20 protein-coding genes are annotated in these 22,212 nt (G+C 70.8%); 7 read left to right on the forward strand and 13 right to left on the reverse strand.

The features are described 5' to 3' along the window. The first annotated feature begins 1 nt into the window (after position 1). Complete coding sequence (locus tag DPQ65_RS02205) at positions 2-1,720, forward strand: LTA synthase family protein (protein WP_114905754.1); 1,719 nt, start codon at positions 2-4, stop codon at positions 1,718-1,720. A 313-nt stretch (positions 1,721-2,033) separates the two neighbouring features. Here the strand turns inward: DPQ65_RS02205 and DPQ65_RS02210 are convergent, their stop codons facing one another. The 3 genes from DPQ65_RS02210 to DPQ65_RS02220 all read right to left on the reverse strand — a co-directional run bounded on the left by DPQ65_RS02210 (position 2,034) and on the right by DPQ65_RS02220 (position 5,252). Further along, positions 2,034-2,819, reverse strand: coding sequence for a DUF4191 domain-containing protein (locus DPQ65_RS02210; protein WP_114905755.1), 786 nt, complete (start codon positions 2,817-2,819; stop codon positions 2,034-2,036). A 5-nt stretch (positions 2,820-2,824) separates the two neighbouring features. After that, the gene (gene lipA, locus DPQ65_RS02215) at positions 2,825-3,850 is read right to left on the reverse strand and encodes a lipoyl synthase (RefSeq protein WP_114905756.1); all 1,026 of its coding nucleotides are present in this window, start codon (positions 3,848-3,850) and stop codon (positions 2,825-2,827) included. A 241-nt stretch (positions 3,851-4,091) separates the two neighbouring features. Next, entirely contained in the window at positions 4,092-5,252 is a 1,161-nt protein-coding gene (locus tag DPQ65_RS02220) for a M14 family zinc carboxypeptidase (protein WP_114905757.1), read from the reverse strand. A 192-nt stretch (positions 5,253-5,444) separates the two neighbouring features. Between DPQ65_RS02220 and DPQ65_RS02225 the strand changes: the two genes are divergently transcribed. The 3 genes from DPQ65_RS02225 to DPQ65_RS02235 all read left to right on the forward strand — a co-directional run bounded on the left by DPQ65_RS02225 (position 5,445) and on the right by DPQ65_RS02235 (position 7,526). Continuing rightward, positions 5,445-5,795: a GntR family transcriptional regulator gene (locus DPQ65_RS02225; protein ID WP_114905758.1), complete on the forward strand. Its 351-nt coding sequence runs from the start codon at positions 5,445-5,447 to the stop codon at positions 5,793-5,795. Then, positions 5,795-6,772: a DUF1648 domain-containing protein gene (locus tag DPQ65_RS02230; RefSeq protein ID WP_114905759.1), complete on the forward strand. Its 978-nt coding sequence runs from the start codon at positions 5,795-5,797 to the stop codon at positions 6,770-6,772. Before DPQ65_RS02225 ends, DPQ65_RS02230 begins: the two co-directional genes overlap by 1 nt. Before the next feature lie 94 nt (positions 6,773-6,866). Continuing rightward, entirely contained in the window at positions 6,867-7,526 is a 660-nt protein-coding gene (locus DPQ65_RS02235) for an NAD(P)H-binding protein (protein ID WP_114905760.1), read from the forward strand. Positions 7,527-7,553: 27 nt separating this feature from the next. On the opposite strand, the gene DPQ65_RS02240 is transcribed toward DPQ65_RS02235, so the two are convergent. The 4 genes from DPQ65_RS02240 to lipB are packed head-to-tail and all read right to left on the reverse strand — an operon-like array spanning position 7,554 to position 10,902. Continuing rightward, the gene (locus DPQ65_RS02240; RefSeq protein ID WP_114905761.1) at positions 7,554-8,162 is read right to left on the reverse strand and encodes an ATP-binding protein; all 609 of its coding nucleotides are present in this window, start codon (positions 8,160-8,162) and stop codon (positions 7,554-7,556) included. Between the two features lie 13 nt (positions 8,163-8,175). Beyond that, positions 8,176-9,177 (reverse strand): ABC transporter permease subunit, encoded by a 1,002-nt coding sequence (locus tag DPQ65_RS02245; RefSeq protein ID WP_114905762.1) that lies wholly within the window; start codon positions 9,175-9,177, stop codon positions 8,176-8,178. Beyond that, entirely contained in the window at positions 9,174-10,232 is a 1,059-nt protein-coding gene (locus tag DPQ65_RS02250; RefSeq protein WP_238146627.1) for an ABC transporter ATP-binding protein, read from the reverse strand. Before DPQ65_RS02250 ends, DPQ65_RS02245 begins: the two co-directional genes overlap by 4 nt. Positions 10,233-10,248: 16 nt before the next feature. Then, positions 10,249-10,902, reverse strand: a complete 654-nt coding sequence (lipB, locus tag DPQ65_RS02255; RefSeq protein ID WP_114905763.1) for a lipoyl(octanoyl) transferase LipB — start codon at positions 10,900-10,902, stop codon at positions 10,249-10,251. A 151-nt stretch (positions 10,903-11,053) separates the two neighbouring features. On the opposite strand from lipB, the gene DPQ65_RS02260 reads away from it, so the two are divergent. Further along, entirely contained in the window at positions 11,054-12,826 is a 1,773-nt protein-coding gene (locus DPQ65_RS02260; protein ID WP_162801967.1) for a serine/threonine-protein kinase, read from the forward strand. On the opposite strand, the gene DPQ65_RS02265 is transcribed toward DPQ65_RS02260, so the two are convergent. The 5 genes from DPQ65_RS02265 to lpdA all read right to left on the reverse strand — a co-directional run bounded on the left by DPQ65_RS02265 (position 12,802) and on the right by lpdA (position 19,838). Continuing rightward, positions 12,802-13,662, reverse strand: coding sequence for a hypothetical protein (locus tag DPQ65_RS02265; protein WP_114905765.1), 861 nt, complete (start codon positions 13,660-13,662; stop codon positions 12,802-12,804). The genes DPQ65_RS02260 and DPQ65_RS02265 overlap by 25 nt on opposite strands. A 199-nt stretch (positions 13,663-13,861) precedes the next feature. Next, a complete protein-coding gene (gene tuf, locus DPQ65_RS02270) occupies positions 13,862-15,046 on the reverse strand; it encodes an elongation factor Tu (protein ID WP_114905766.1) in 1,185 nt (394 codons plus the stop codon). A 359-nt stretch (positions 15,047-15,405) separates the two neighbouring features. Further along, positions 15,406-16,344 carry a TIGR01777 family oxidoreductase gene (locus DPQ65_RS02275; RefSeq protein WP_114905767.1) on the reverse strand — a complete coding sequence of 313 codons (939 nt, stop codon included), beginning with the start codon at positions 16,342-16,344 and terminating at the stop codon, positions 15,406-15,408. Between the two features lie 63 nt (positions 16,345-16,407). Further along, positions 16,408-18,372, reverse strand: a complete 1,965-nt coding sequence (gene sucB, locus DPQ65_RS02280; protein WP_114905768.1) for a 2-oxoglutarate dehydrogenase, E2 component, dihydrolipoamide succinyltransferase — start codon at positions 18,370-18,372, stop codon at positions 16,408-16,410. Between the two features lie 77 nt (positions 18,373-18,449). Then, positions 18,450-19,838: a dihydrolipoyl dehydrogenase gene (lpdA, locus tag DPQ65_RS02285; protein WP_114905769.1), complete on the reverse strand. Its 1,389-nt coding sequence runs from the start codon at positions 19,836-19,838 to the stop codon at positions 18,450-18,452. 99 nt (positions 19,839-19,937) lie between these two features. On the opposite strand from lpdA, the gene DPQ65_RS02290 reads away from it, so the two are divergent. After that, positions 19,938-20,291 carry a hypothetical protein gene (locus tag DPQ65_RS02290; protein ID WP_114905770.1) on the forward strand — a complete coding sequence of 118 codons (354 nt, stop codon included), beginning with the start codon at positions 19,938-19,940 and terminating at the stop codon, positions 20,289-20,291. Positions 20,292-20,392: 101 nt separating this feature from the next. Next, positions 20,393-20,602: a DUF5302 domain-containing protein gene (locus DPQ65_RS02295; protein WP_114905771.1), complete on the forward strand. Its 210-nt coding sequence runs from the start codon at positions 20,393-20,395 to the stop codon at positions 20,600-20,602. 92 nt (positions 20,603-20,694) lie between these two features. Here the strand turns inward: DPQ65_RS02295 and DPQ65_RS02300 are convergent, their stop codons facing one another. Continuing rightward, positions 20,695-22,194, reverse strand: a complete 1,500-nt coding sequence (locus DPQ65_RS02300; RefSeq protein ID WP_114905772.1) for a leucyl aminopeptidase — start codon at positions 22,192-22,194, stop codon at positions 20,695-20,697. Positions 22,195-22,212: the final 18 nt, after the last annotated feature.

Raw genomic sequence — 22,212 nt, forward strand, 5'->3', positions numbered from 1 at the left:
CGTGCGCCCGTTCGCCCTGGTGGCCACCGCCCTGGTGGCCAAGTCGGTCGCGGTCGCCGGCGCCGTCCTGGGCGCGGACCCGCGGATCGCCCTGGTGGTGCTCACGGCCCTCCCGCTGATCGCACTGGTGCTCTGCCCAGGGCTCCTGCTGCGCGGGAGGGGACGCACGGCATACCTGATCGGTGCCGACCTGCTGGTGACCGTCCTGCTCTTCGCCGACGTGCTCTATGCCCGGTCCTCGGGACGTCTGCTCAGCCTGCACCTGCTGAGCCAGCCGAGCGGGTTCGAGGGGATGGGGTCCTCCGTGCTGGCCATGATGCGGTGGTGGGACCTGCTGTTGTTCGTGGACCTGTTGCTCCTGGGGGTGCTCGCGCTCACGGCCCGGCTGCGGGGGTGGCGGCTGCACAACCCGCAGACCAAGGAGCGCGGTGTGCGGTGGCGCATCGGGCGGGTGCGGGTGGTCGCGCTGGTGGTGGCCGGCTCGGTCGTGGCGTTCCTGGTGCAGGTGATGACACTGACCTCTGACCCGGGGTTGCGGGTCTCCACCCTGTCGCCGTTGGGGACCCACGCCTACGAGGCCTACACCGAGCTGGTCGACTCCCACGGGGAGCTCACGCCCTCGGAGCGGGAGCGGGTCAGGGCCTGGTTCGAGGCCAACGCGGGCTTCCAGCAGGCCGCGCCCGAGCACGAGGACCTGGTCGGGATGCTCGAGGGCCGGGACCTCTACATCGTGCAGTTCGAGTCGCTCGAACAGGTGGTGATCGATGCCGCCCCCTACGGCGAGGAGGTGACCCCCACGATCAACAGCTGGCTCGATGAGAGCCTGGTCTTCGACCAGGTGCTGGCGCAGGTGCGCGACGGCAGCAGCTCTGACGGTGAGCTGCTGATGCTGGCCGGGGTCTATCCCGTGCAGTCGGGCGCTGCCTTCATGCGCTTCCCCGACCATGACGGCTACACCACCCTGCCGCGGCTGCTGGCCGACGAGGGGTACCGGTCGATCGCGCTGCACAACGACACCGAGACCTTCTGGAACCGGGACCGCGTCTATCCGCACCTGGGGTTCGAGCGGTTCATCGGTCAGGAGGGGTTCGACTCCGGCACGCCACTCGGCCTCGGGCTGGCCGACACCGACCTGTTCGACCAGGCACTGCGCGAGATCGACGGGCTGCCCGCACCCCGCTTCCTGCACCTGATCACCACGACCTCACACCTGCCGTGGGAGCTGCCCGAGGAGCTGCAGGACCTGGACCTGCCGGGCGAGGACGCGACGAGCGACTACCTGGAGACCGTGCACTACACGGACGCGGCGCTGGGGGAGTTCGCCGCCGGGCTGCAGGAGCGCGGCCTGCTGGAGCAGTCGGCGATCGTCGTGGTCGGCGACCACGAGGGGCCGCACCGCTATGCCCCCGAGGACGAGCGCTGGATGGACGGGAACGCCGGGCGGGTGCCCTTCATCGTCTATGTGCCCGGGATGGACGGGCGACGGATCTCCACCAGTGGGGGCCAGGTCGACGTGCTGCCGACCCTGGCGCAGCTGTTCGGGATCGACCCGGAGCAGTATGCCGAGGGCGTGATGGGGCGCACCCTGCTCGGCCCCGCGTCGGGCTCAGCAGTGACCCCGGACGGCCAGGTGCTGCCCGGGGCCTTTGGCGTCGAGCACCTGCGTGAGGCCTACGGGATCGCCGACCTGGCGATCAGCGGCGACTGGTTCGCAGAATAGGCCGCCCCCGTAGGCCGCCCCCAGGGGGTCGCGGGGGTGACTTCCGTGGTGGCCTTTGCTCGGGGCAGATCGTGGCCCGCGGGCACTGTCGTGCACGGCCGGTCGCCCCTGCCCGATCCTGCACGACACCCTGTCCCGAGGTTCGGCACTGTCGTGCACGGCCGGTCACCCCTGCCCGATCCTGCACGACACCCTGTCCCGAGGTTCGGCACTGTCGTGCACGGCCGGTCACCCCTGCCCGATCCTGCGCTCGGAGTTGTCGTGGGCGTAATTGACGGCGATCTGCCTCGCCAACGCCGCACCGCTGCTCGCGTCAGCGCCCGCGCAGAGCGCGGCGGTCCATCCGGGCCTTGCGCGGGTCGACACCGGCAGGCAGCGGCGGCTTGGCGCTGGCGCTGATCGCCTTGAGCCGCTTGTGCACGACCATGGCCTCCTGCTTGGTGATGCTCTTGTCCAGCTTCTTCATGGTCTTGACGAGTTTGGACAGTCGCACCTCGTCCTCGCCGTGGCCGACCCGCAGCGTGTGGACCGGCACCTCGGGTCCGACGATGCGACCGACCTTGCGGCGCTCGTTCTCGGAGATGCGCTTGGCGGCGGCCTGCGGGCCCTCGTTGATCAGCACCACACCGGGCAGGCCGACGGCACGGAAGACCATCGCCGCGTTGTGCAGGTCGCGCATGCCGCGGACCTTGCCGCCGGCTTCGGCAGCGACCGGCTCCTCGTCGTAGTACCAGGTGCGCTTCAGCGTGCCCAGCACCGCAGCGGTGGCGCCGGGCTGTCCCTCGATCTGGCTGAACGCCGCCTGTTCCGCCCGCCGCGCCAGGATGAAGACGGCGGCCAGGATCGCCAGCGGGAGGCTGATGATCATCACGTAGACGAGCATGTTGAGCCAGAGCCCGATCAGCAGGCCGACCAGCAGCACGGCCAGGGCGGCCAGGAGCATCCACCACATGGCAGCAGGGTCGTGCTTGCGGGTCATGCTCCAGACCTGCTTGAACTGCTGCCACCTCCCTGGGTTGTTGGGGTCCCTGGGCGGCTTGTTCTTGCGGCCGAACCGGCGCTTGCGCTTGGGCTCGGTCGAGTCGTTCGTGGTGGACATAGTGATCAGGATACTTTGGATGTGACCCGGGACAGCAGTGAGGAAGCCTCCTGCCGGGCGGGGTCATCGGCCGCCTCGCCCAGGTGGGACAGGTTCTCCGGGATCGGACGGCCCCAGGTGCGCATCGCCTGGGCGTAGAGACGCCCTGCGCGGTAGGAACTACGGACCAACGGCCCGGCCATGACGCCCTTGAACCCGATCTCCTCGGCCAGGTCGGACCAGTGCACGAACTCCTCGGGCTTGACCCACCGGTCGATCGGGTGGTGCAGCTTGGAGGGCCGCAGATACTGCGTGATCGTCAGGATGTCGCAGCCGGCGTCGTGCAGGTCGTGCAGGGCCGACTCGATCTCGTGGTCCTCCTCGCCCATGCCCAGGATCAGGTTGGACTTGGTGACCAGGTCGGCCTCGCGGGCCATGGTCAGCACCCGCAGCGACTTGTCGTAGGTGAAGGCCGGGCGGATCCGCTTGAAGATCCGCGGGACCGTCTCCAGGTTGTGCGCGAAGACCTCGGGGCGGGCGTCGAAGACCTGGCCGACCAGCTCGGGCACGGCACCGAAGTCGGGAGGGAGGATCTCCACACCGGTGTTGGGGTTGAGCGCGTGGATCTGCCGGATGGTCTCGGCATACAGGCTGGCCGCGCCGTCGGGCTGGTCGTCGCGGGCGACGCCGGTGACGGTGGAGTAGCGCAGACCCATCTGCTGCACGGACTCGGCCACGCGGCGGGGCTCGTCCAGGTCGAGCGCCCGGGGCCGGCCGGTGGCGATGTCGCAGAAGTCGCAGCGGCGGGTGCAGATGTCGCCACCGATGAGGAAGGTCGCCTCGCGGTCCTCCCAACACTCGAAGATGTTGGGGCAGCCGGCCTCCTGACAGACCGTGTGCAGGCCGCCGGACTTCACCATGCTGTGGAGCTCTTGGTACTCCGGCCCCATCTTGGCGGTGGTCCGGATCCACTCGGGCTTGCGCTCGATCGGGGTCTCCGCGTTGCGGGCCTCGACACGGAGCATGCGACGACCCTCGGGTGCGACAGTCACTCGTTCCACTTCCTTGCAGACGAATTGGTCCTGCCAGCCTAATGCCGCAGCCGATCCCGAGCGCGATCGCCCCCCGGCCAGCCGGCGCAACGGGGTGCGGCCCCGCACCCACCGGATTGCTCGAGTGGGTGCGGGGCCGCAGGCCAACTACCAGACCGAGGTATGCCGTGGCTCACCCGGGGTGGGTGGCCGTCGGTCCTCGGTGGCCCGGGAAGGTCAGCCGGTCAGGTGACCGGGACGGTCAGTTGGAGGGGAAGGCGCGGTTGGGGATGTCCTCGTAGGCCTCCGGGTCGAGGGTGTTGATGCTGTCGTCGGCGACCGCGTCAACCAGGCCGTCCAGCCCGATCTCGACCTGCTTGGTCAGCTTGCCGTTGCCCTTCGAGCCGTCGTACTGGGTCTGGCTGGAGGTCTCGAACAGGACGGTGGCGCTGCCGCGCAGGGCGAAGGAGCCCAGGGCGGTGCCCGGCAGGTTGGTGTTCTGCGGGTAGAGGGTCAGGTCGCCGAAGCCGGAGTTGCCCTTGCCCTGGAGCGCGTCGTAGACGGCGACGTTCGCGCGGCGCGAGGCGTCGTAGTCGAACTTCGGCCAGTCACCGAACTCCGTGGGGTCGGCGATGAACCGGCCCGAGATGGACAGCGGCGAGTAGTCGCCGGTGCCCTCGACCACGTAGCAGTTCCACTGGTTGTGCAGGTCCACGAAGTAGTCGACGGTCTCGAACTCGGACTCGAGGTCGCGGTAGATCTCGCGCACGGTCTGGGCCTCGGGCGTGAGGTACCACCCGGTGCCGGCGCTGCTGCCGGGGAAGTCCTCCGGGACGGGCACGTAGTCCAGGTCGGGGTTGAAGTCACGGTTGGTGTCAAAGCCCGGCACCGACGCGCGGTAGTTCCACGCCGGCTCCGCATCGGCCAGCTGGGGGAAGTCCTCGACGACCTCGTCCCAGGACATCGCGTTCTGGCGGTGGTCCGCCTCGCCGCCGTCCACGTTGAGCCGCGGGATCGCCACGATGGTGACCTCCTCGCGCAGCGCCTGGGCCGCGGGGGAGTTCCCGCCCCACTGGGGGAGCAGGTTGAGCAGGGCTTCGGTCCCGTGGTTCTCGTTGCCGTGGATCTGGGACTGGACGAGCAGCACGGTGTCACCGTGGCCGACGCGGGCCTGGTAGATCTCGCGGCCCTGATTGCTGTAGCCAGCGACCTCGACGTCGACGGTGCCGCCGGTGGTCTGCTCGATCTTCTCCAGCTTGTTGGTGAGCTGGGCGTGGTTGACGAAGGCATCGTTGTTGTTGCCGGCCTCGTCGCCGCAGTGCGCGTTGCCGGGGATGGCCTGGGCAGGGGCAGACAGGAGCAGGGAGCCGGCCAGGAGCGCTGCGCCGCCGGCGGCCAGTGTCTTGGTGGGAGACAGGGACATGGGTGATCAACCTCGCTGTTGGGGTCAGGGGCTGTCCACTCTGGCAGTGCCTGCTCGCACCTACCAGGGGTGCGAGGTAAATCCTTCGTCTGCGTTGTCCCAGAGACTGATTGGTAACCCTCAATCACCTCTGGCGGGGGCGAACAAGAGAGGTGAGTTGTTATAGAGCAACTATAACTATATGCTCAAGGTGTGCTGATCCGGATCGACCCCCAGGCCAGTGAGCCGATCTATACCCAGATCGAGCTCGAGGTCCGGCGCGCGATCGCCCGGGGTGAGATCACCACGGGCGACCGGTTGCCGGCCGCCCGGGACCTGGCCGCCTCCCTGGAGGTCAACATGCACACGGTCCTGCGGGCCTACACCGAGCTGCGCGACGCCGGTGTGATCGACCTGCGCCGGGGGCGCGGAGCCGTCGTGCTCGCGCAGGAGCCGACCGCCCCCGAGATGGACCAGGCGGTGGAGCACCTGCTCGAGGTCGCCCGCCGTCACGGCATTCCCCTGTCCCAGCTGCACCAGGCACTTGATGAAGGAGCCACGTGATGACCCATCCGACCCCAGCCGAGCAGCGCGTTCGGCGCGCCCACCTCAGCGCGACGATCCTGGTGACGGCTCTCAGTTGGCTGGCCCTGGTGGCCATCCTCCTTCTCGTCGCCGGGGAGCTGCCGGACCGCGTGGCCACGCACTTCGACCTGTCCGGCACGGCCGATGACGACATGGCTCGCGGCGTGGCGCTGACGATGTTCGGCCTCGTGGCGATCGTGCTCCCGGCCGTGCTCCTCGGCGTCTTCGCGGCCACCCGGTGGTGGCGCGGGGAGTGGGCCCGGACGTTCGCTGGCTTCCTGGCCGGTCTGCCCGTCGGCCTGAGCGCGGTCTTCGCCGTGGTCGTGCTCGCCAACCGCGGCGCGGCCTCCCCCCAGGAGGTGACGCTCAGCCCGTGGCTGATGCTCGTCGGCCTGGGGCTGGCTGCCCTGGTCGGGGTGCTGGTCGCGCTGGTCCTGCCCAGGGGAGTGGCGCGTCCGAGCACCGCGGTGGTGACGCCGGTCGAGCTCGCCCCGAGCGAGCGGGCCTCCTGGTTCGGCCGCGTGGAGACCGGGCGACCGGCGCTGCTGGCGATGGTCGCTGCGGTGCTGGTCCTGGTGCTGGCCACGCTCGCCAGCGGCCTCTGGTGGCTATGGCCGGTCACGGCCCTCGTCGGGCTGTTGCTCGTGGCGGTCACCAGCTTCGTGGTCACCGTCGATGCCTCCGGGGTCACCTGGCGCTCCACGGTCGGGCTGCCCCGCGGTCACATCCCGCTGGAGCAGATCACCGACGCCGGAGTCATCGACGTCTCGCCGGCTGACTTCGGCGGGTTCGGGCTGCGGATGACGCCCGGTGGTCTGGGTCTGGTCTCCCGGCAGGGCAGTGCGCTGCAGGTCAGTCACGGTGGGCGCCGCTTCGTGGCCACGGTGGATGACGCGACGACCGGTGCGGGCCTGCTCCTGGGCTACCTGCGTCACGGCGAGCACGCCCGCCGCTAGCCCGCTGACCAGCACCGGCATGACGTGGGGGAACAGGCCCCGGCGCGATCTGGTTGAGCGCTGTGAACACTCACCGACGTGATGGAGGTTGACCATGAGCAGGATCGCAGTCATCGGAGGCCACGGCAAGGTCGCGCTGCACCTGGCCCAGCAGCTCACCGAACGCGGCGATGAGGTGACCTCGATCATCCGCAATCCCGACCACGGCGCCGACGTCGCACAGACCGGTGCGCGTCCGGTCGTGCTCGACATCGAGCAGACGGACGTCAGCTCCCTGGCGCAGGTGCTCGCGGGGCACGACGCGGTCGTGTGGACGGCCGGTGCCGGCGGCGGCGATCCGGACCGGACGAAAGCCGTCGACCGGGACGCCGCGATCGCCTCGATGGGCGCCGCGGCCGAGGCCGGGGTCTTCCGCTACGTGATGGTGTCCTACCGCGGGGCCGGCAAGGACCAGATCCCGGCAGACAACCCCTTCAGCACGTATGCCGAGGCCAAGGCCGCCGCGGACGCTCACCTGCGCTCCTCCGGGCTGCAGTGGACGATCGTGGCGCCGGGCCGGCTGGACCTGGAGCCCGGTGGCGGCACCATCCACCTGGACCGGGACTACGACCGTGCCCACGATGCGACCAGCGTCTCCCGCCAGGACGTCGCCGCCGTCGTGGCAGCGGTCCTCGCGGACGAGACGACCATCGGCAGCACCTACGAGTTCGTCGGCGGAGACACCCCGATCAGCGAGGCACTCAGCTCGAGCTGACCGCGGCCGGGGCGCCCAGCCACCAACCTACGAGGTGCCCTGGGTCTGCGTGACCGTGAGCCACGGGAAACCTTGGAGATCAGTGTCGGTCAGGTCTGCGGGTCCGCTGAGCTGCGCGGTGAACGTGACGCTGGTGCCGGACGTGGCGCGCGGGTCGATGGCAGCAAGCTCGTCATCGGGTATCCCGTATCGGTAGGTCTGGGACCACGAGCCGCGGTGCCGATGGTTCTGGTGGGTCAGCTCGCGGCTGAGCGCTGCGACCGTGGACATGCCGCGGCGGGGCAGTCCGTCCGGAAGGACAGGCGCCGTTGCCTCATCCCGGAACCGGACGTCCGCCGTGGCCATCACGGGTTTGCGGATCACCCGCCCCTTCGAGTCCGTCCGGGTGTCGGTGCCTCGCCCGTCGTCGGCGACGGTGACGCCTCCGTCCGGGTGATAGGTGACCGTCGTGGTCCCCACGCGGCCCAGGTGCTCGGCCTCCTCGTTGGCATAGGCGAGCACCTCCAGGATGAGGTGGCGCCTGCCGCCGGCAGAGTCACCGTGACTCAGGAGCTCGCGGACGGCGCCGAGGTGCTCCAGGTCAACATCCGTGCCCCAGTCGTGTGTCGTGACCTGCCAGGAGGAGCGCTCGTTCATCGAGCGACCTGGGTCAGGGCACATCGCGGCGCCGGAAGGCCAGCCAGGACACCACGATCACGACCACCGACACCAGCCCGAGCACCAGGGCGCCCTGCTCCAGCGAGACGCGGGTGATGACCTCCCGACACTGGCCGTCGAACCCGTCCTCGCAGACCCAGCTGCGGATCTCGGTGCCGTCATTGACCCAGGCGGTGAGGTTCTCGCTGAGCAGATAGCGGACCCGGTCGGGGAACAGGCCTCGCACCATGTTCTCGACGACCAGCAGGTAGCCGATCGCGACGCCCAGCACGGCGCCGGTGTGCCGCAGCAGCAGCCCGGCGGCCGCGCCGACCATGCCGAGGACGACCGCGAGCAGCGCGACCCGGGCGCTCATCCAGCCCAGGTCCGTCCACTGCGCGGCCGTCACCGCGTCATCGACCCCGCGGATCCGATAGAGCAGCGGGATCCCACCCAGGATCAGTGCGAGGAGGACGGCGGTGATCGGCAGCGCCGCCAGCCCGGAGGCGAGCACCTTGCTGCCGAAGACCCGGTCCCGTCGCGGCTCGAAGGTCAGCCAGGTCCCCATCGTGCGGTGGGCCAGCTCGGCGGCCGTGGCGGTCGAGCCGCCGAGCAGTGCCAGGAAGAAGACCAGGACGCCGGTCTGCAGCAGCTGGGTGCGGTAGAGCTCGACCATCGAGGGCGGTGCATAACCGGCCAGCATCTCCTCCAGGGTCGGCTCGGGCCACTCGCAGCCGAAGTCGATGGTGTCATCGCCCGACCGCTCGCGCTCCAGGGCCTGGTCCTGCAGGCACTGCTCGACGAAGCCCTCGTTCGTGTCCTGCTGCGCCTCCCAGTGGGCGTGCACCTGCTCGAACTGCTGCCGGGCCTCCTCCTCGAAGGCGCTCTGCGGCTGGACGGACTGCCACAGCCCCCAGAAGGTCATCGCCATGACGGCCACGATCGCCAGCACCGACAGGTGGACGATCTTGCGGGAGAAGATGCGACGCAGCTCCACGCGGGTCAACCGGGTCATCGTCCCGCCTCCCCGGTGCTCGGGTCGGCAGGGCCGGCGGTATGCCGTGGGTCGGGTGGACCAGGATCCGCACCTGCCGGTGCGGGCTGGGCTCCGAGCTGGTCGTCCTGGGTGAGCTGCAGGAAGACCGACTCCAGGTCGCGGCGCACCGGGAGCAGCCGACTGACGTAGAGCCCCTGTGCCGCCAGGGCGCGGGTGACGTCGGCTGGGCGGTCCGCCCCGGTGACCCGCAGACCGTCTGCGGTCAGCTCGGCGCTCATGCCGACCCGGCGCAGCACGGTGACCGCGGCCTCGGGGCTGTCGATGCCGACGTCCACGCCGCCCGCACCGGCCTGCTCGTTGATCAGGCCGGCCACCGAGCCCTGCGCCACGACCCGGCCCCGGCCGATGATCGAGACGGTGTCGGCGATCTGCTCGATCTCGGACAGGATGTGGCTGCTGACCAGCACGGTGCGACCGTGCGTGCCCAGGTTGCGCATGGTCTCGCGGATCTCGCGGATGCCCGCCGGGTCCAGACCGTTGGTCGGCTCGTCGAAGATCAGCAGGTCCGGGGACTTCAACAGGGTGGCCGCGATGGCCAGCCGCTGCCGCATGCCGAGGGAGTAGGCCGAGAACCGGTCGCCACCGCGGTCGCGCAGCCCGACCTCCTCGAGCACCTCATCGACCCGTCGCCGCTCGGTGCCGATCGCGTCGGCCAGCAGGCTCAGGCTCTTGCGGCCGCTGAAGCTCGGATAGAACTTCGGGCTCTCCACGATCGCGCCGACCCGGCCGATGACCTGCGGGAGGCGTTGCGGAACCGGTTGTCCGAAGATGTGCATGGTGCCGGAGTCGGCCCGCAGCAGGCCGAGCAGCATCCGGATCGTCGTGGTCTTGCCGGACCCGTTGGGGCCGAGGAACCCGTGCACCCCACCGGCGGGCACGTCCAGGTCCAGGCCGTGGATGGCCACCCGGCGGCCGCGCACCCCGGCGAAGCTCTTGCGCAACCCTCGCGTCGCGACGGCGAGACCCTCATCGGCAACCAGCTCCACGGCATACCCCCACACAGAGCCGGCCACACGGGAACGGGCCGGATCAGGCCATTGTGGTGGCCGGCACCTCTGCCGTGATGCTCGACACGCGGGCCTCGATCAGCGGCACCACGTCCTGGACGGTGACGGGGCGCCCCAGCTCGGCGGTCAGTGAGGTGACGCCCGCGTCGGGGATGCCGCACGGGATGCAGGCGTCGGCCCAGGACAGGTCACAGTCGGCGTTGAACGAGAAGCCGTGCATCGTCACGTCGTGGCTCACCCGGATGCCGATGGCGCCGATCTTGCGGTCCGGGCCGCGCTCGTCGGCCAGCACCCAGACGCCGCTGCGGCCCTCGACGCGGGTGGTCTCCACGCCGAGCTCGGTGCACACATCCATGAGCAGCTGCTCCAGGCGCCGCACATGGGCGACGACGTCGACGGGGGAGGGCAGTCGCAGGATCGGATACCCCACCAGCTGACCGGGACCGTGCCAGGTGATCTTGCCGCCGCGGTCGACGTCGATGACCGGCGTGCCGTCGGTGGGTCGCTCGTGGTCCTCGGTGCGCTTGCCCGCGGTGTAGACCGCCGCGTGCTCCAGCAGCAGCAGCGTGTCCGGCAGCTCGCCGCTGACGACCTGCCCGTGCACCTGCCGCTGGTGGTCCCACGCCTGCTGGTAGTCGACGTAGTCCGGGGCGAAACCGACGTGCTCGATGCGCATGGCGACCACTCTACGCCGGGGGCATCTTCGGGCTGTGCCTGCTCGGGCGCGGCCGGCCGTCCGTCCGCGGGACCTTCCCGCCACGTGCACCGGGCGTCAGGGCTGTGGACAACTTCTGCGCCGGAGGTGGTGGCTGCGGCAGGCTGCCGGGATGGACGTCCCCAGCATCCCCGGCTATGACGTGCTGAGCCGGATCGGCACCGGCGGCAGCGCGCAGGTCTGGCGTGCCCGCCGTGCGGCCGACGATCTGCACGTCGCCCTCAAGGTGGTGCCGACCGGGCCCGACCGGGTCTCGCCGGCGCTGCGGGAGGCGGGCATCCTCGCCCGGGTGCGTCATCAGCACGTCATCCATCTGTATGACGTGGTGCCGGTCCCGGGTCCGGATCGCCGTCCCGCGGGGGTCGCCCTGGCGATGGAGCTGGCGGAGGGCGGCTCGCTGGCCGAGGTGCTGGGTGCCCGGGACCACCTGACACCTGGCGAGCTGGTCACCGTCTGCTCGCCGCTGGCGACTGCCCTGGCGGAGCTGCACCGGGCCGGGGTCGTGCACGGTGACCTCGCGCCGGGCAACGTGCTCTTCCACGCCGACGGCATGCCGCTGCTGGCCGATCTCGGTGTCTCCCGGATCGCCGGCGAGCGCCGGACCGAGCTGCACGGCACCGACGGGATGGTCGCGCCCGAGGTGATCGAGGGGTTTGAGCCCACGTCCGAGTCTGATGTCTATGGGCTGGGCGCACTGTCCTGGCGGTGCCTGGTGGGGGAGCCACCGGGCTGGGTCGGGACCCGGCCCGAGCTGTCCGAGCTGCGACCGGAGCTGCCCACGGAGCTGGTGACGCTGGTGACCTCGTGCCTGTCCGGTGAGCCCGCGGACCGTCCGGAGGCCGAGGAGGTCGCGGTGGCGCTGTTCGCCGCGGCCCGCCCCGAGCCGGTCGCCCTCGCCCCCGGCGCCGACCCGGCGGCCGGACTGACGCAACGCATCCGGGCCGATCTGCGTGGCACGCGGGACGACGAGAGCACCGACGACGCTCCGCAGCGCGTGCGCCCCGGTCGCCGGCTCCGGGTGCCGCACCCGCGGGCCCTGCTGCGCGCCTCGGACCGGCGGCTCCGGGTGCCGCACCCGCGTGCCCTGCTGCGTCGCTCGGACCGGCGCCCGCTGCCCCGCTGGGTCGGTCCACTGGCCGCCGGTGGCGTCGCCGTGGCGGTGATCGCGCTCCTGGTGAGCACCTGGCTCGGGTCCGTGGTGGGTGGCCACCCAGCGGAGGCAGGGGCTGAGGGCGATCGAGCGGCGGCCACCGTCGCCCCCGACTCCCAGGCGGCGCCTCCGCACGCCACGCCGGTGCCCACGTCCGGCTCGGCAGATGCTGCGCCGGAGACCGCGGTGCCCGCGGTGCCCGACCCCAATGACCGGCCGTCAGGTGCCGTCCTGCCACCTGAACCACCAGTTGCTGGGTCACCAACTGCTGGGCCACCTGAATCACCAGGTGCTGAGCCACCAGCTGCTGGGCCGACCGGTGACAGCCGGGCGAGGGACGACCTGCAGGACGCCGCACAGCGCCTGCTCGACGCCCGGGCCGCTGCCTGGCGCTCAGGTGACCCCCGCAACCTGGACGCGGTCCACCAGGCCGGCTCCCCGGCATACGAGCAGGAGCAGAAGTCCCTCACCGCCGCCCACGACCTGGACATCCGCTATGCCGGGCTCGAGTTCACCGTGCGGGAGGTGCAGGTGCTGGCCTCCGGTCCGGAGCGCGCGGTCCTGGAGGTCGAGGTGGAGCGGTCCAGCTATCAGGAGGTGACGCCGACCGGCGAGACGACCCACGAGCAGCGCGAGGACGTGGTCGAGCTGGAGCTGCGGCGCGCCGACGGGACGTGGCGCATCTGGGGCTGGGGCAGCGCGGTCGGGGCTCAGGCAGGTGCTGCGACAGGATAGGGCGGCAGGGCCTCGACCAGGGCGAACATCCGCTGCCAGGTGGCGACGTCGAGCGGGTCCGGCGCCTCGGGCTGGTAGGCAAGGAACCAGGGGCCAGCCACCTCGGCCTCCCACGGCGCGGTGGGGACGGCCAGCAGTGCCTGCACCTGCGGGGTGAGGACGACAGCTGCGACCTCGCCCGCGCCGGGCTGCGTCGGCACCGTTCGCCCACCCCGGAACTCCAGGGGCTGGAGATCTTCGGCTGCCAGCAGCACGGCGAGATACCGGCAGCTGCCGTGATCCTCCGGGAGACCACCATCGGGCGGGTTCCCGGAGTGCCAGGACTCGGTCGCCACGTGGCACGACCGGCCGCCCTGGGTCCAGGCGACCACGTCGTGGCGCACCCGGTTGCCGGCCAGTCCCCGGCCGAAGATCCGGCCCGGCAGATCACCGCCCTCGGCCACCGGTGCGGCGTCGAAACCGTTGTCGTTGGCGAAGGCCATGAGTTGGTAGTGCTCCTCCCAGCCGCTCGCGACGGCCGTGACCCGCCAGCGCAGCACGACCAGCAGCACGACGGCGACGGCGGCAGCGAGGCCGATGGTGACCAGCAGACCGACCCAGCCGCTGTCGTCCCCGGTGAGCAGCATCCCGAGGGCGGTGCCGGCGAAGAGCAGACACAGCAGTGCGGCCCCGATCGCGAGCATGGGGACCCAGACCGGTGCCGCGAGCCGTGGCCCCTCAGAAGCGGGGCCGTGCCGCTCGGCCCACCGGTCCTCCCGGCGCACGCACTCCCGCCACGCGGCGACCGCCCGTGCCGGAGGCGGCTTCACCAGTGAGCTGAAGTTGATGTCCGTCATGGGCACAACCTAACGGCCGACAGGTCACCGGTGACGAGGCCGATCGGGGCCGGAGATGAGGGGGTCGGGGATGAGGCGGACAGGCGGGATGAGGCCGACAGCAAGAAGGCCGTCGTGCACCTGCGACTGGGCGTCTCGCGACAGAGTCAAGACACGCATCCGGCCCGGCACCCGAGGTGCCGGGCCGGAGGGGGACCGTTCAGACCAGGGCGGTCACTGCCCCCGCAGCCACGGTCCGGCCGCCCTCACGGACGGCGAACCCGAGCCCCGGCTCCAGGGCGATCGGCTTGTCCAGGTGGACGGTCACCTCGACGGTGTCACCGGGCAGCACCAGGTCGACCTCGCCGAGGTCCAGCCGACCGGGGACATCCGTGGTGCGGAAGTAGAACTGCGGTCGGTAGTCGCCGGCGAAGGCGGTGTGCCGCCCACCCTCCTCGGCGGACAGCGTGTGTAGCGTCGCGGTGAAGGACTGGTGGGGCTGCACCGACCCGGGCAGGGCCAGCACCTGGCCCCGCCGGACGTCCTCGCGGCGGACACCGCGCAGCAGCACGGCGGCGTTGTCACCGGCCTCGACGGAGTCCAGCGTCTTGCCGAACGTCTCCAAGCCGATCGCCACCGAGGTGACCGTCTCACCCAGCCCGATGACCTGCACGCTGTCACCGACCCGCAGGGAGCCGCGCTCGACGGCACCGGTCACCACGGTGCCCCGGCCACTGATGGTCAGGGCGCCCTCGACCGGCATCAGGAACGGGCCGTCCACCTCACGGACGGGCAGGGGCACGTAGTCGTCGATCGCCTGCAGGAGCGCGGTGACCGACTGGCTCCAGCGCGGGTCGCCCTCGAGGGCACCCAGCGCCGAGACCGGCACGACCGGCACCTCGTCGCCGGGGAAGCCGTAGTCGCTCAGCAGTTCGCGCACCTCGAGCTCGACGAGGTCGAGCAGCTCGGGATCCTGCACCGTGTCGGCCTTGTTCATCGCCACGACCAGGTAGGGCACACCCACGCGCTGCGCGAGCAGCACGTGCTCGCGGGTCTGGGGCATGGCACCGTCCTGGGCGGACACGACGAGGATCGCCGCGTCCACCTGGGCGGCTCCGGTGATCATGTTCTTCACGAAGTCGGCGTGACCCGGCATGTCCACGTGGGCGTAGTGCCGGGTGGCCGTCTCGTACTCCACGTGCGAGATGTTGATGGTGATGCCGCGCTGGGTCTCCTCGGGAGTCCGGTCGATCCCCTCGAAGGCCACGAAGGCGTTGGCCTCCGGAGCGGACTCGGCGAGGACCTTGGTGATCGCCGCGGTGAGCGTGGTCTTGCCGTGGTCGACGTGGCCCATCGTGCCGATGTTGAGGTGGGGCTTGGACCGGATGAACTGGCTCTTGGCCATGGTGGTCTGCTTTCTGTGCTGTGCGTATGCCGGAAGGCTGGCTCGCGCGGGCGGGTGCCGGGGACCGCAAGACCCCTGATCGAGTGGGGATTCCGCGCCAGGACCGCGGGACCCGGGACGCTCAGCTGCCGGATGGCAGGGTTCCCGGGGTAGGTGACCGACCCTCCTCCGTGGGTCCTGCTGGAGCAGGAGGAGGGTCAGACTTCAGCGCCGTCGCGCAGGAAGTCCACGGCCAGGGCGCAGCGCTCATCGCCCGAGCGGCGGATGCCGGTCAGGGGAGCGAAGCCGAAGGCGGTGGACATGTTCATCACAGTAGCCAGGTAACGGCCTCGAACGCCTCCGATATTCCGGAGCCCCGGCTAGGCCTCCGCCGAGGTGACCCAGGCGGCGGCACTCGCGAGGTCGGGGTGGCTGAACTCGAACCCGTGCTCCTGCAGGACAGTCGGCAGCACCCGCTGACTGCCCAGCACCTCCCCAGCCATCTCCCCGAGGGCCAGCCGCAGCGCGATCGTCGGCGCCGGCACGAGCGAGGGTCGGTGCAGCACGGAGGCCAGAGCCTCCACCACGGCACGCTGCCGCTCCGGCTCCGGGGCCGTGAGGTTCACCGGTCCCGTGACGTCAGGGTGGTCCAGCAGCCAGAGCATGGCGGCGACGTGGTCGGGCAGGGAGATCCAGGACCAGAACTGCGTGCCGTCGCCCATCGGACCGGCCAGGCCGAAGCGCACCAGCGGCAGCAGCCGCGCGAGGGCGCCGCCGCTGCGGCTGAGCACGATCCCGGTGCGCAGGTGGGCCACCGGCAGCCCACCCTCCTCCGCGGCCCAGGTGGCGTGCTCCCAGTCGCGGGCGAGGTCAGCGACGAACCCCTCGCCCAGTGAGCTCTGCTCGGTCAGCACGGCGTCACCGCGGCTCCCGTAGACGCCGATCGCCGACCCGGACAACAGCCGCGGTCGGTGGGGGAGGGTGAGCAGTGCCTGGCACAGCATCGTGGTGGTGGTGATCCGGGAGTGGACCAGCATCTCCTTGTAGCGATCGGTCCACCGGCGGTCGCCCAGTCCGGCTCCGGCGAGGTTGACCGCGGCGGTGACTCCCTCGAGGGCTCCCGGGTCGGACAGCCCCTGGGCGGGATCCCACCGGACCTCGCGCACCCCGTCGGGGACGTCCTGGCTGGGGGCACGGCGCACCAGGTGGATGACCTCGTCACCCCGGGCGCGCAGGGCCTGGGACAGCGCAGAGCCGAGCAGTCCGCTCGAGCCGGTGATGGCGACGAGATGGTGCGGACTGCTCGGCTCTGACGTCACTGTCGTGCCTGCCTTTCGGTGGCGTCGTGGTCCGCCCGGGGGCCGGACCACGAAGTTCCCGGCTCAGACCTCGAAGGATCCCTCCTCGAGGCGCTCCTTGACCGTGCCGAGGAAGCGGGCGGCGTCGGCGCCGTCCACGATCCGGTGGTCGTAGGTCAGGGCCAGGTAGACCATCGAGCGGATCGCGATCGTCTCGCCGCCGTCCTCGTCGATCACCACGACCGGTCGCTTCACGACCGAGCCGGTGCCCAGGATGGCCACCTGCGGCTGGTTGATGATCGGCGTGTCGAACAGCGCCCCACGGCTGCCGGTGTTGGTGATCGTGAAGGTGCCACCGCCCAGCTCGTCCGGCATCACCTTGTTGGTGCGTGTCCGCTCCGCCAGGTCGGCGACCTTGCGGGAGATCCCGGCGATGTTGAGGTCGCCGGCGTCCTTGATGACCGGGACGATCAGACCCTTGTCGGTGTCCACCGCGATGCCGACGTTCTCGGTCGGGTGGTAGATGACCTGGTCCTCCTCGACGCTGGCGTTCACGTTGGGGTGCACCTTCAACGCCTCGACCGCAGCCAGGACGAAGAACGGCATGAACGAGAGCTTGACGCCCTCGCGTGCCAGGAAGTCGTCCTTGGTCTTGTTGCGCAGCCTGGCGACCTTGGTGAGGTCCACCTCGATGACCGTGGTGAGCTGCGCGCTGGTCTGCAGCGACTCGACCATCCGGTTGGCGATGAGCTTGCGCAGGCGGGACATCTTCTCGGTGGTGCCGCGCTTGGGCGAGGCGTCCACCGCAGCAGCCGGTGCACCGCTGGAGCGCGGCGCGGCCGGCGCCTGACCCGCAGGGGCCGCGGCCGGGGCCGACGGGGCAGCGGCCGACGGTGCCGACTGTGCGGCCTCCTCGGCCTTGCGGGCGGCATCGAGCACATCCTGCTTACGGATGCGCCCACCCACGCCGGTGCCGCTGAGCGTGTTGAGGTCGACCTTGTGCTGGGCCGCGAGCTTGCGGACCAGGGGGGTCACATACGCGCTGACGTCGCCGCCGGACTGCTCCGGGGTGCCGACACCGCTGGCCCGGCCGGGGGAGTCGCCCGAGGGGGCGGCCGCCTGCTGGCCACCGTCCTGCTCGGACTCCTGGGCCGCCTGCTCGTGCAGCTCGGCGTCCTCGGCCAGGTCCGGAGCCGACTCGGTCGCCTGGGCCTGCTGCTCGTCAGCCTGCTCGGCCGGCTTCTCAGCCGGTGCCTCCTCGGCCTTCGGCTCGTCCGCCTTCGGCTCTTCGGCCTTGGGCTCCTCGGCGGGAGTCTCCTGCGCCGGGGCAGCGCCGCCACCCGAGCCACCCACGATGGCCAGCTCACCGCCCACCTCGACGGTCTCGTCCTCCTGGGCCAGGATCTTGGTCAGCTTGCCAGCGACGGGCGAGGGGATCTCGGTGTCCACCTTGTCGGTGGAGACCTCCAGCAGGGGCTCATCGACCTCGACGTCGTCGCCCTCCGCCTTGAGCCAGCGGGTCACGGTGCCCTCGGTGACCGACTCGCCCAGTGCCGGCATGGTGACGGTCTCTCCGCCCCCACCGCCATCGCCTGACCCACCATCGCCAGAACCACCATCGTCGGAGCCGCCACCGCCGGAACCGCCGCCCTGGGCGGACTCCTCCTGCGCTGCGGGCTCCTCGGCAGGCTCCTCGGCGGGGGCCTCCTGGGCTGCCGGCTCCTCGGCAGGCTCCTCAGCGGGGGCCTCCTGCTCGGCGGGCTCCTCGGCCTGCGCCGCAGTGTCGCCACCGGAGGAGTCGCCGCCCTCGGACCCGTCACCGATCACCGCGAGGTCGCCGCCGACCTCGACGGTGTCGTCCTCCTCGGCCAGGATCTCCTGCAGCACGCCAGCGATCGGGGAGGGGATCTCGGTGTCCACCTTGTCGGTCGACACCTCCAGCAGGGGCTCGTCGACCTCGACGGTGTCACCCACGTTCTTGAGCCAGCGGGTCACGGTGCCCTCGGTGACGGACTCACCCAGGGCCGGCATGGTCACGCGTTCAGACATTCGAGATCTCCTCGTCCGGGGCCTTGCAGTCTACGGATTCTCCTGCCATCTGGCAGGACGTGTGTGGTGGTGTTGGCTCAGGCATGGGCATGCAGCGGCTTGCCGGCGAGCGCCAGGTGGGCCTCGCCCAGTGCCTCGTTCTGCGTGGGGTGCGCGTGGATCAACTGTGCCACCTCATCGGGCAGAGCCTCCCAGTTGTAGATCAGTTGTGCCTCGCCGACCTGCTCACCCATCCTGGCACCCACCATATGGACACCGACGACGGCCCCGCCCTCGGCCCGGACCAGCTTCACGAAGCCGGTGGTGCCGAGAATCTGGGACTTGCCGTTCCCGCCCAGGTTGTACTCGTAGGTGGCGACCTCGCCGTGCTTCTCCCGGGCCTGGGCCTCGGTGAGGCCGACCGAGGCGATCTCGGGGTCGCAGTAGGTCACGCGGGGGATGCCGGCCTCGTCGATCGGGGTCGGGTCCAGGCCGGCGATCTCCTCGGCGACAAAGATGCCCTGCGCAAAGCCGCGGTGCGCCAACTGGAGCCCGGGCACGATGTCTCCCACGGCATACAGGCCATCCACACCCGTCCGGCAGCGCTCATCGGTGGTGACGAACCCGCGGTCCAGCGTGACGCCGGCCTCCTCGTAGCCGAGTCCGTCGGTGACCGGGCCCCGCCCGACCGCCACCAGCAACAGGTCTGCCTCGATCGGGTCGCCGGACTCGAGCGAGACCTGCACCCCGCTCTCGCCCTGGGTGGCGCCGGTGAACTTCACCCCAGTCTTGACGGTGATCTTGCGCTTGCGGAAGGCACGCTCCAGGGTCTTGGACACGGCCTCGTCCTCGGCGGCGACGAGGCGGGGGAGTGCCTCGACCACCGTCACCTCGGAGCCGAACGAGGCGAACACCGAGGCGAACTCGACACCGATCACCCCGCCGCCGAGCACCACGACCCGCTGCGGCAGCTCGGACAGCGACAGCGCCTGGTCGCTGGTCATGATCCGGCCCCCGATCTCCAGACCCGGGATCGAGCGGGCGTAGGAACCCGTGGCCAGCACGACGTTCCGGCCGGTGAGGGTGCGGTCCCCGACCTGCACGGTGGTGGGGGAGGTCAGCTGCCCGTGCCCCTCGACATACTCGATGGTGGCCGAGCTGACCAGGCCCTGCAGGCCCTTGTAGAGCCGGCCGACGACGCCGTCCTTGTAGGAGTGGACCGTGGTGATGTCAATGGAGTCGAGGGTGGCGTTGACACCGAACTTGGCACCCTCCCGCGTGGAGTCGGCCACCTCGGCGGCGTGGAGCAGCGCCTTGGTCGGGATGCAGCCGCGGTGCAGGCAGGTGCCGCCGAGCTTGTCCTTCTCGACCAGCGCGACCCGCAGACCGAGCTGAGCAGCGCGCAGGGCGCACGAGTAGCCACCGCTGCCACCACCCAGAATCACGACGTCGAAAGTGCTCTCATCATCGGGTGGGGTCTGTGCCATGTGAGCATCTTGTCAAACGCCCGGCCGCGCGACCACCGAGGGGGCGCAGTTGACGCCACGACACCGGAATCGGAGGGCACGCGCGGTAATCTCCCACCTATGGCGTGGTGGAGGCGACGGAAGAACAGTGGTGAGTCCGGGGGCTCCTGGACCCCCAGGGGACGCAAGGACGGCCCCGAGATGGCGATCGACCACAAGGCGGTCCGGGCCCACATGGAGGGCTGGGTCGCCAGCCACAAGGGCGTCGAGGCCTATGTCGAGCCGGCCACCAACGTGAGCACCACGACCCTGATCCTGATCGCCACCGACGGGGAGTGGACCCGCCGTGCCGTCGGCACACCCAGGGCCGGCTTCGAGCTCGGGCGGCTGCTGCAGATCCCGGTCTATGACGTGAACCAGACCGGTTATCCCGCGCGGATGCGGGAATGGAACCGGCGGAACAAGAAGTCCTGACCTGCTGCGGGACGGCCACAGAGAGCCGCACACCCAAATGGGTCGTGCCGAGGCCCCGGACGTGGCAGGCTGACCGCACGGACCGACCACGGGAGGTGGCCATGACGGAAGACAAGTCCGCAGCGGACCAGACCAGCCAGAACGAGCACGTCGAGGACGACGTCAAGCGCAAGTTCCGGGAGGCACTGGACAAGAAGCACGCACACGGCGGCAAGGACGTCTCGGAGAACACGGAGCACGGCAAGGTCGGGCACGCCTCGCGCGCGAAGACCTCCGGCGCCCAGCAAATGTTCCGCCGCAAGAGCGGCTGAGCCACCGTCTGCCACGCACACCACGAACGCCCCGGACCGATATGGTCCGGGGCGTTCGTTGTGGGCCCTTGGCCCTGGTCAGGCCGGCGGGGTCAGGCGTAGGAGCGGGCCAGCTCGATCAGGGCGCGGACACCCGAGCCGGTGCCACCGGTCGGGGTGTAGCCCCAGGCCGACTTCTCGTTGAAGGCCGGGCCGGCGATGTCGACGTGCGACCACTTGAGTGCCTCTCCGGCGGCGTCCTTGCCCACGAACTCCTCGAGGAACTTGGCGGCCACCATCATGCCGCCGGCGCGGTCACCGGTGTGCTTGAGATCGGCCACGGGGGAGTCCATCGAGCCGCGGATCTCCTCCGGCAGCGGCATGGCCCACGCGGCCTCGCCCGCGCCGTTGGCGGCTGCTGTCACCCGCTCGCGCAGGTCGTCGTCGTTGGCCATGACGCCCATGGTCCGGTTGCCGAGGGCGATGACGCAGGCACCGGTCAGCGTGGCGATGTCGACGATCGCGTCGGGCTGCTGCTCGGAGGCCAGGGCGATGCCATCGGCCATCACCAGGCGACCCTCGGCGTCGGTGTTGATGATCTCGACCGTGCGGCCGCCGCGCATCGTGACGACGTCGCCCGGACGCTGGGCCAGGTCACCGGTCATGTTCTCGGCCAGACAGAGGTAGCCGGTCACCGCGACCGGCACCTTGAGCTCGGCGAGCGCGAGGATGGAGGCGGCCACGGCAGCGGCGCCGGCCATGTCGCACTTCATGGTGACCATGCCGGTGCCGGGCTTGATGCACAGGCCGCCGGAGTCGAAGGTGATGCCCTTGCCGACGAAGGCCAGGTGCGCCTTGGCGCCGCGGGGCTTGTAGGTCATGGTGACCAGGCGTGGCGGACGGCCGGACCCCTGACCGACGCCGAGGATGCCACCGCAGCCCTCGGCCTGCAGCCTGTCGGTGTCCCAGACATCGATCGTGACCTTGGTGCCGTCGGCGTGCTGGCTCACGGAGTGCGCAAAGCTCTCCGGGAAGAGCACGTTGGGCGGGGTGTTGACCAGGTCGCGGGCGTAGCGCACGGCGTCGGCGACCGTGGCGGACTGCCCGGCGATGTCCTCCTTGTGGCGGCCCTTCACGTAGACCTGGGCACTGGCCAGGGGAGCCTTGGCGCTGGCGGACTTGCCCTCGCCCAGGAAGGTCTGGAAGGCGTAGCCGCCCAGGAGCACGCCCTCAGCCACGGCCCGGGCCTCCTCGACACCGCCACCGAGAGCGAACACTGCGCTGTCCTTGCCGGCCAGCGCGCGGGTGGCCGCCCCGGCGGCCCGGCGGTAGCGCTCGAGCGCATCCGGCACCGCGGCGCCCGGCTTGCCGGTGCCCACGACCACCACGAGCTTCGCGGTGACGCCCGGCACGCCCGCCAGCTTGACGACCTCGTCCGCCTTGCCGGTGGCCCCGGTCGCGGACAGGTTCTGGTTGAGAAACGCCACGGCGTTCTTCGGCAGGTCGGTTCCCTCGGCCAGCACGGCGGTGTCCTCGCCGGTGGTGGAGGCCAGCACGAGCGCGTCCACCTTGGCGCTCGCGATCTTGCTGTCAGTCAGCGTGAGATTGGTCATCGTTGTCCGTTTCAGTCG

Origin of the sequence: Ornithinimicrobium murale, from assembly GCF_003352835.1 — a bacterium.
In the GTDB taxonomy this organism is placed as follows: Bacteria; Actinomycetota; Actinomycetes; order Actinomycetales; family Dermatophilaceae; genus Ornithinicoccus; species Ornithinicoccus muralis.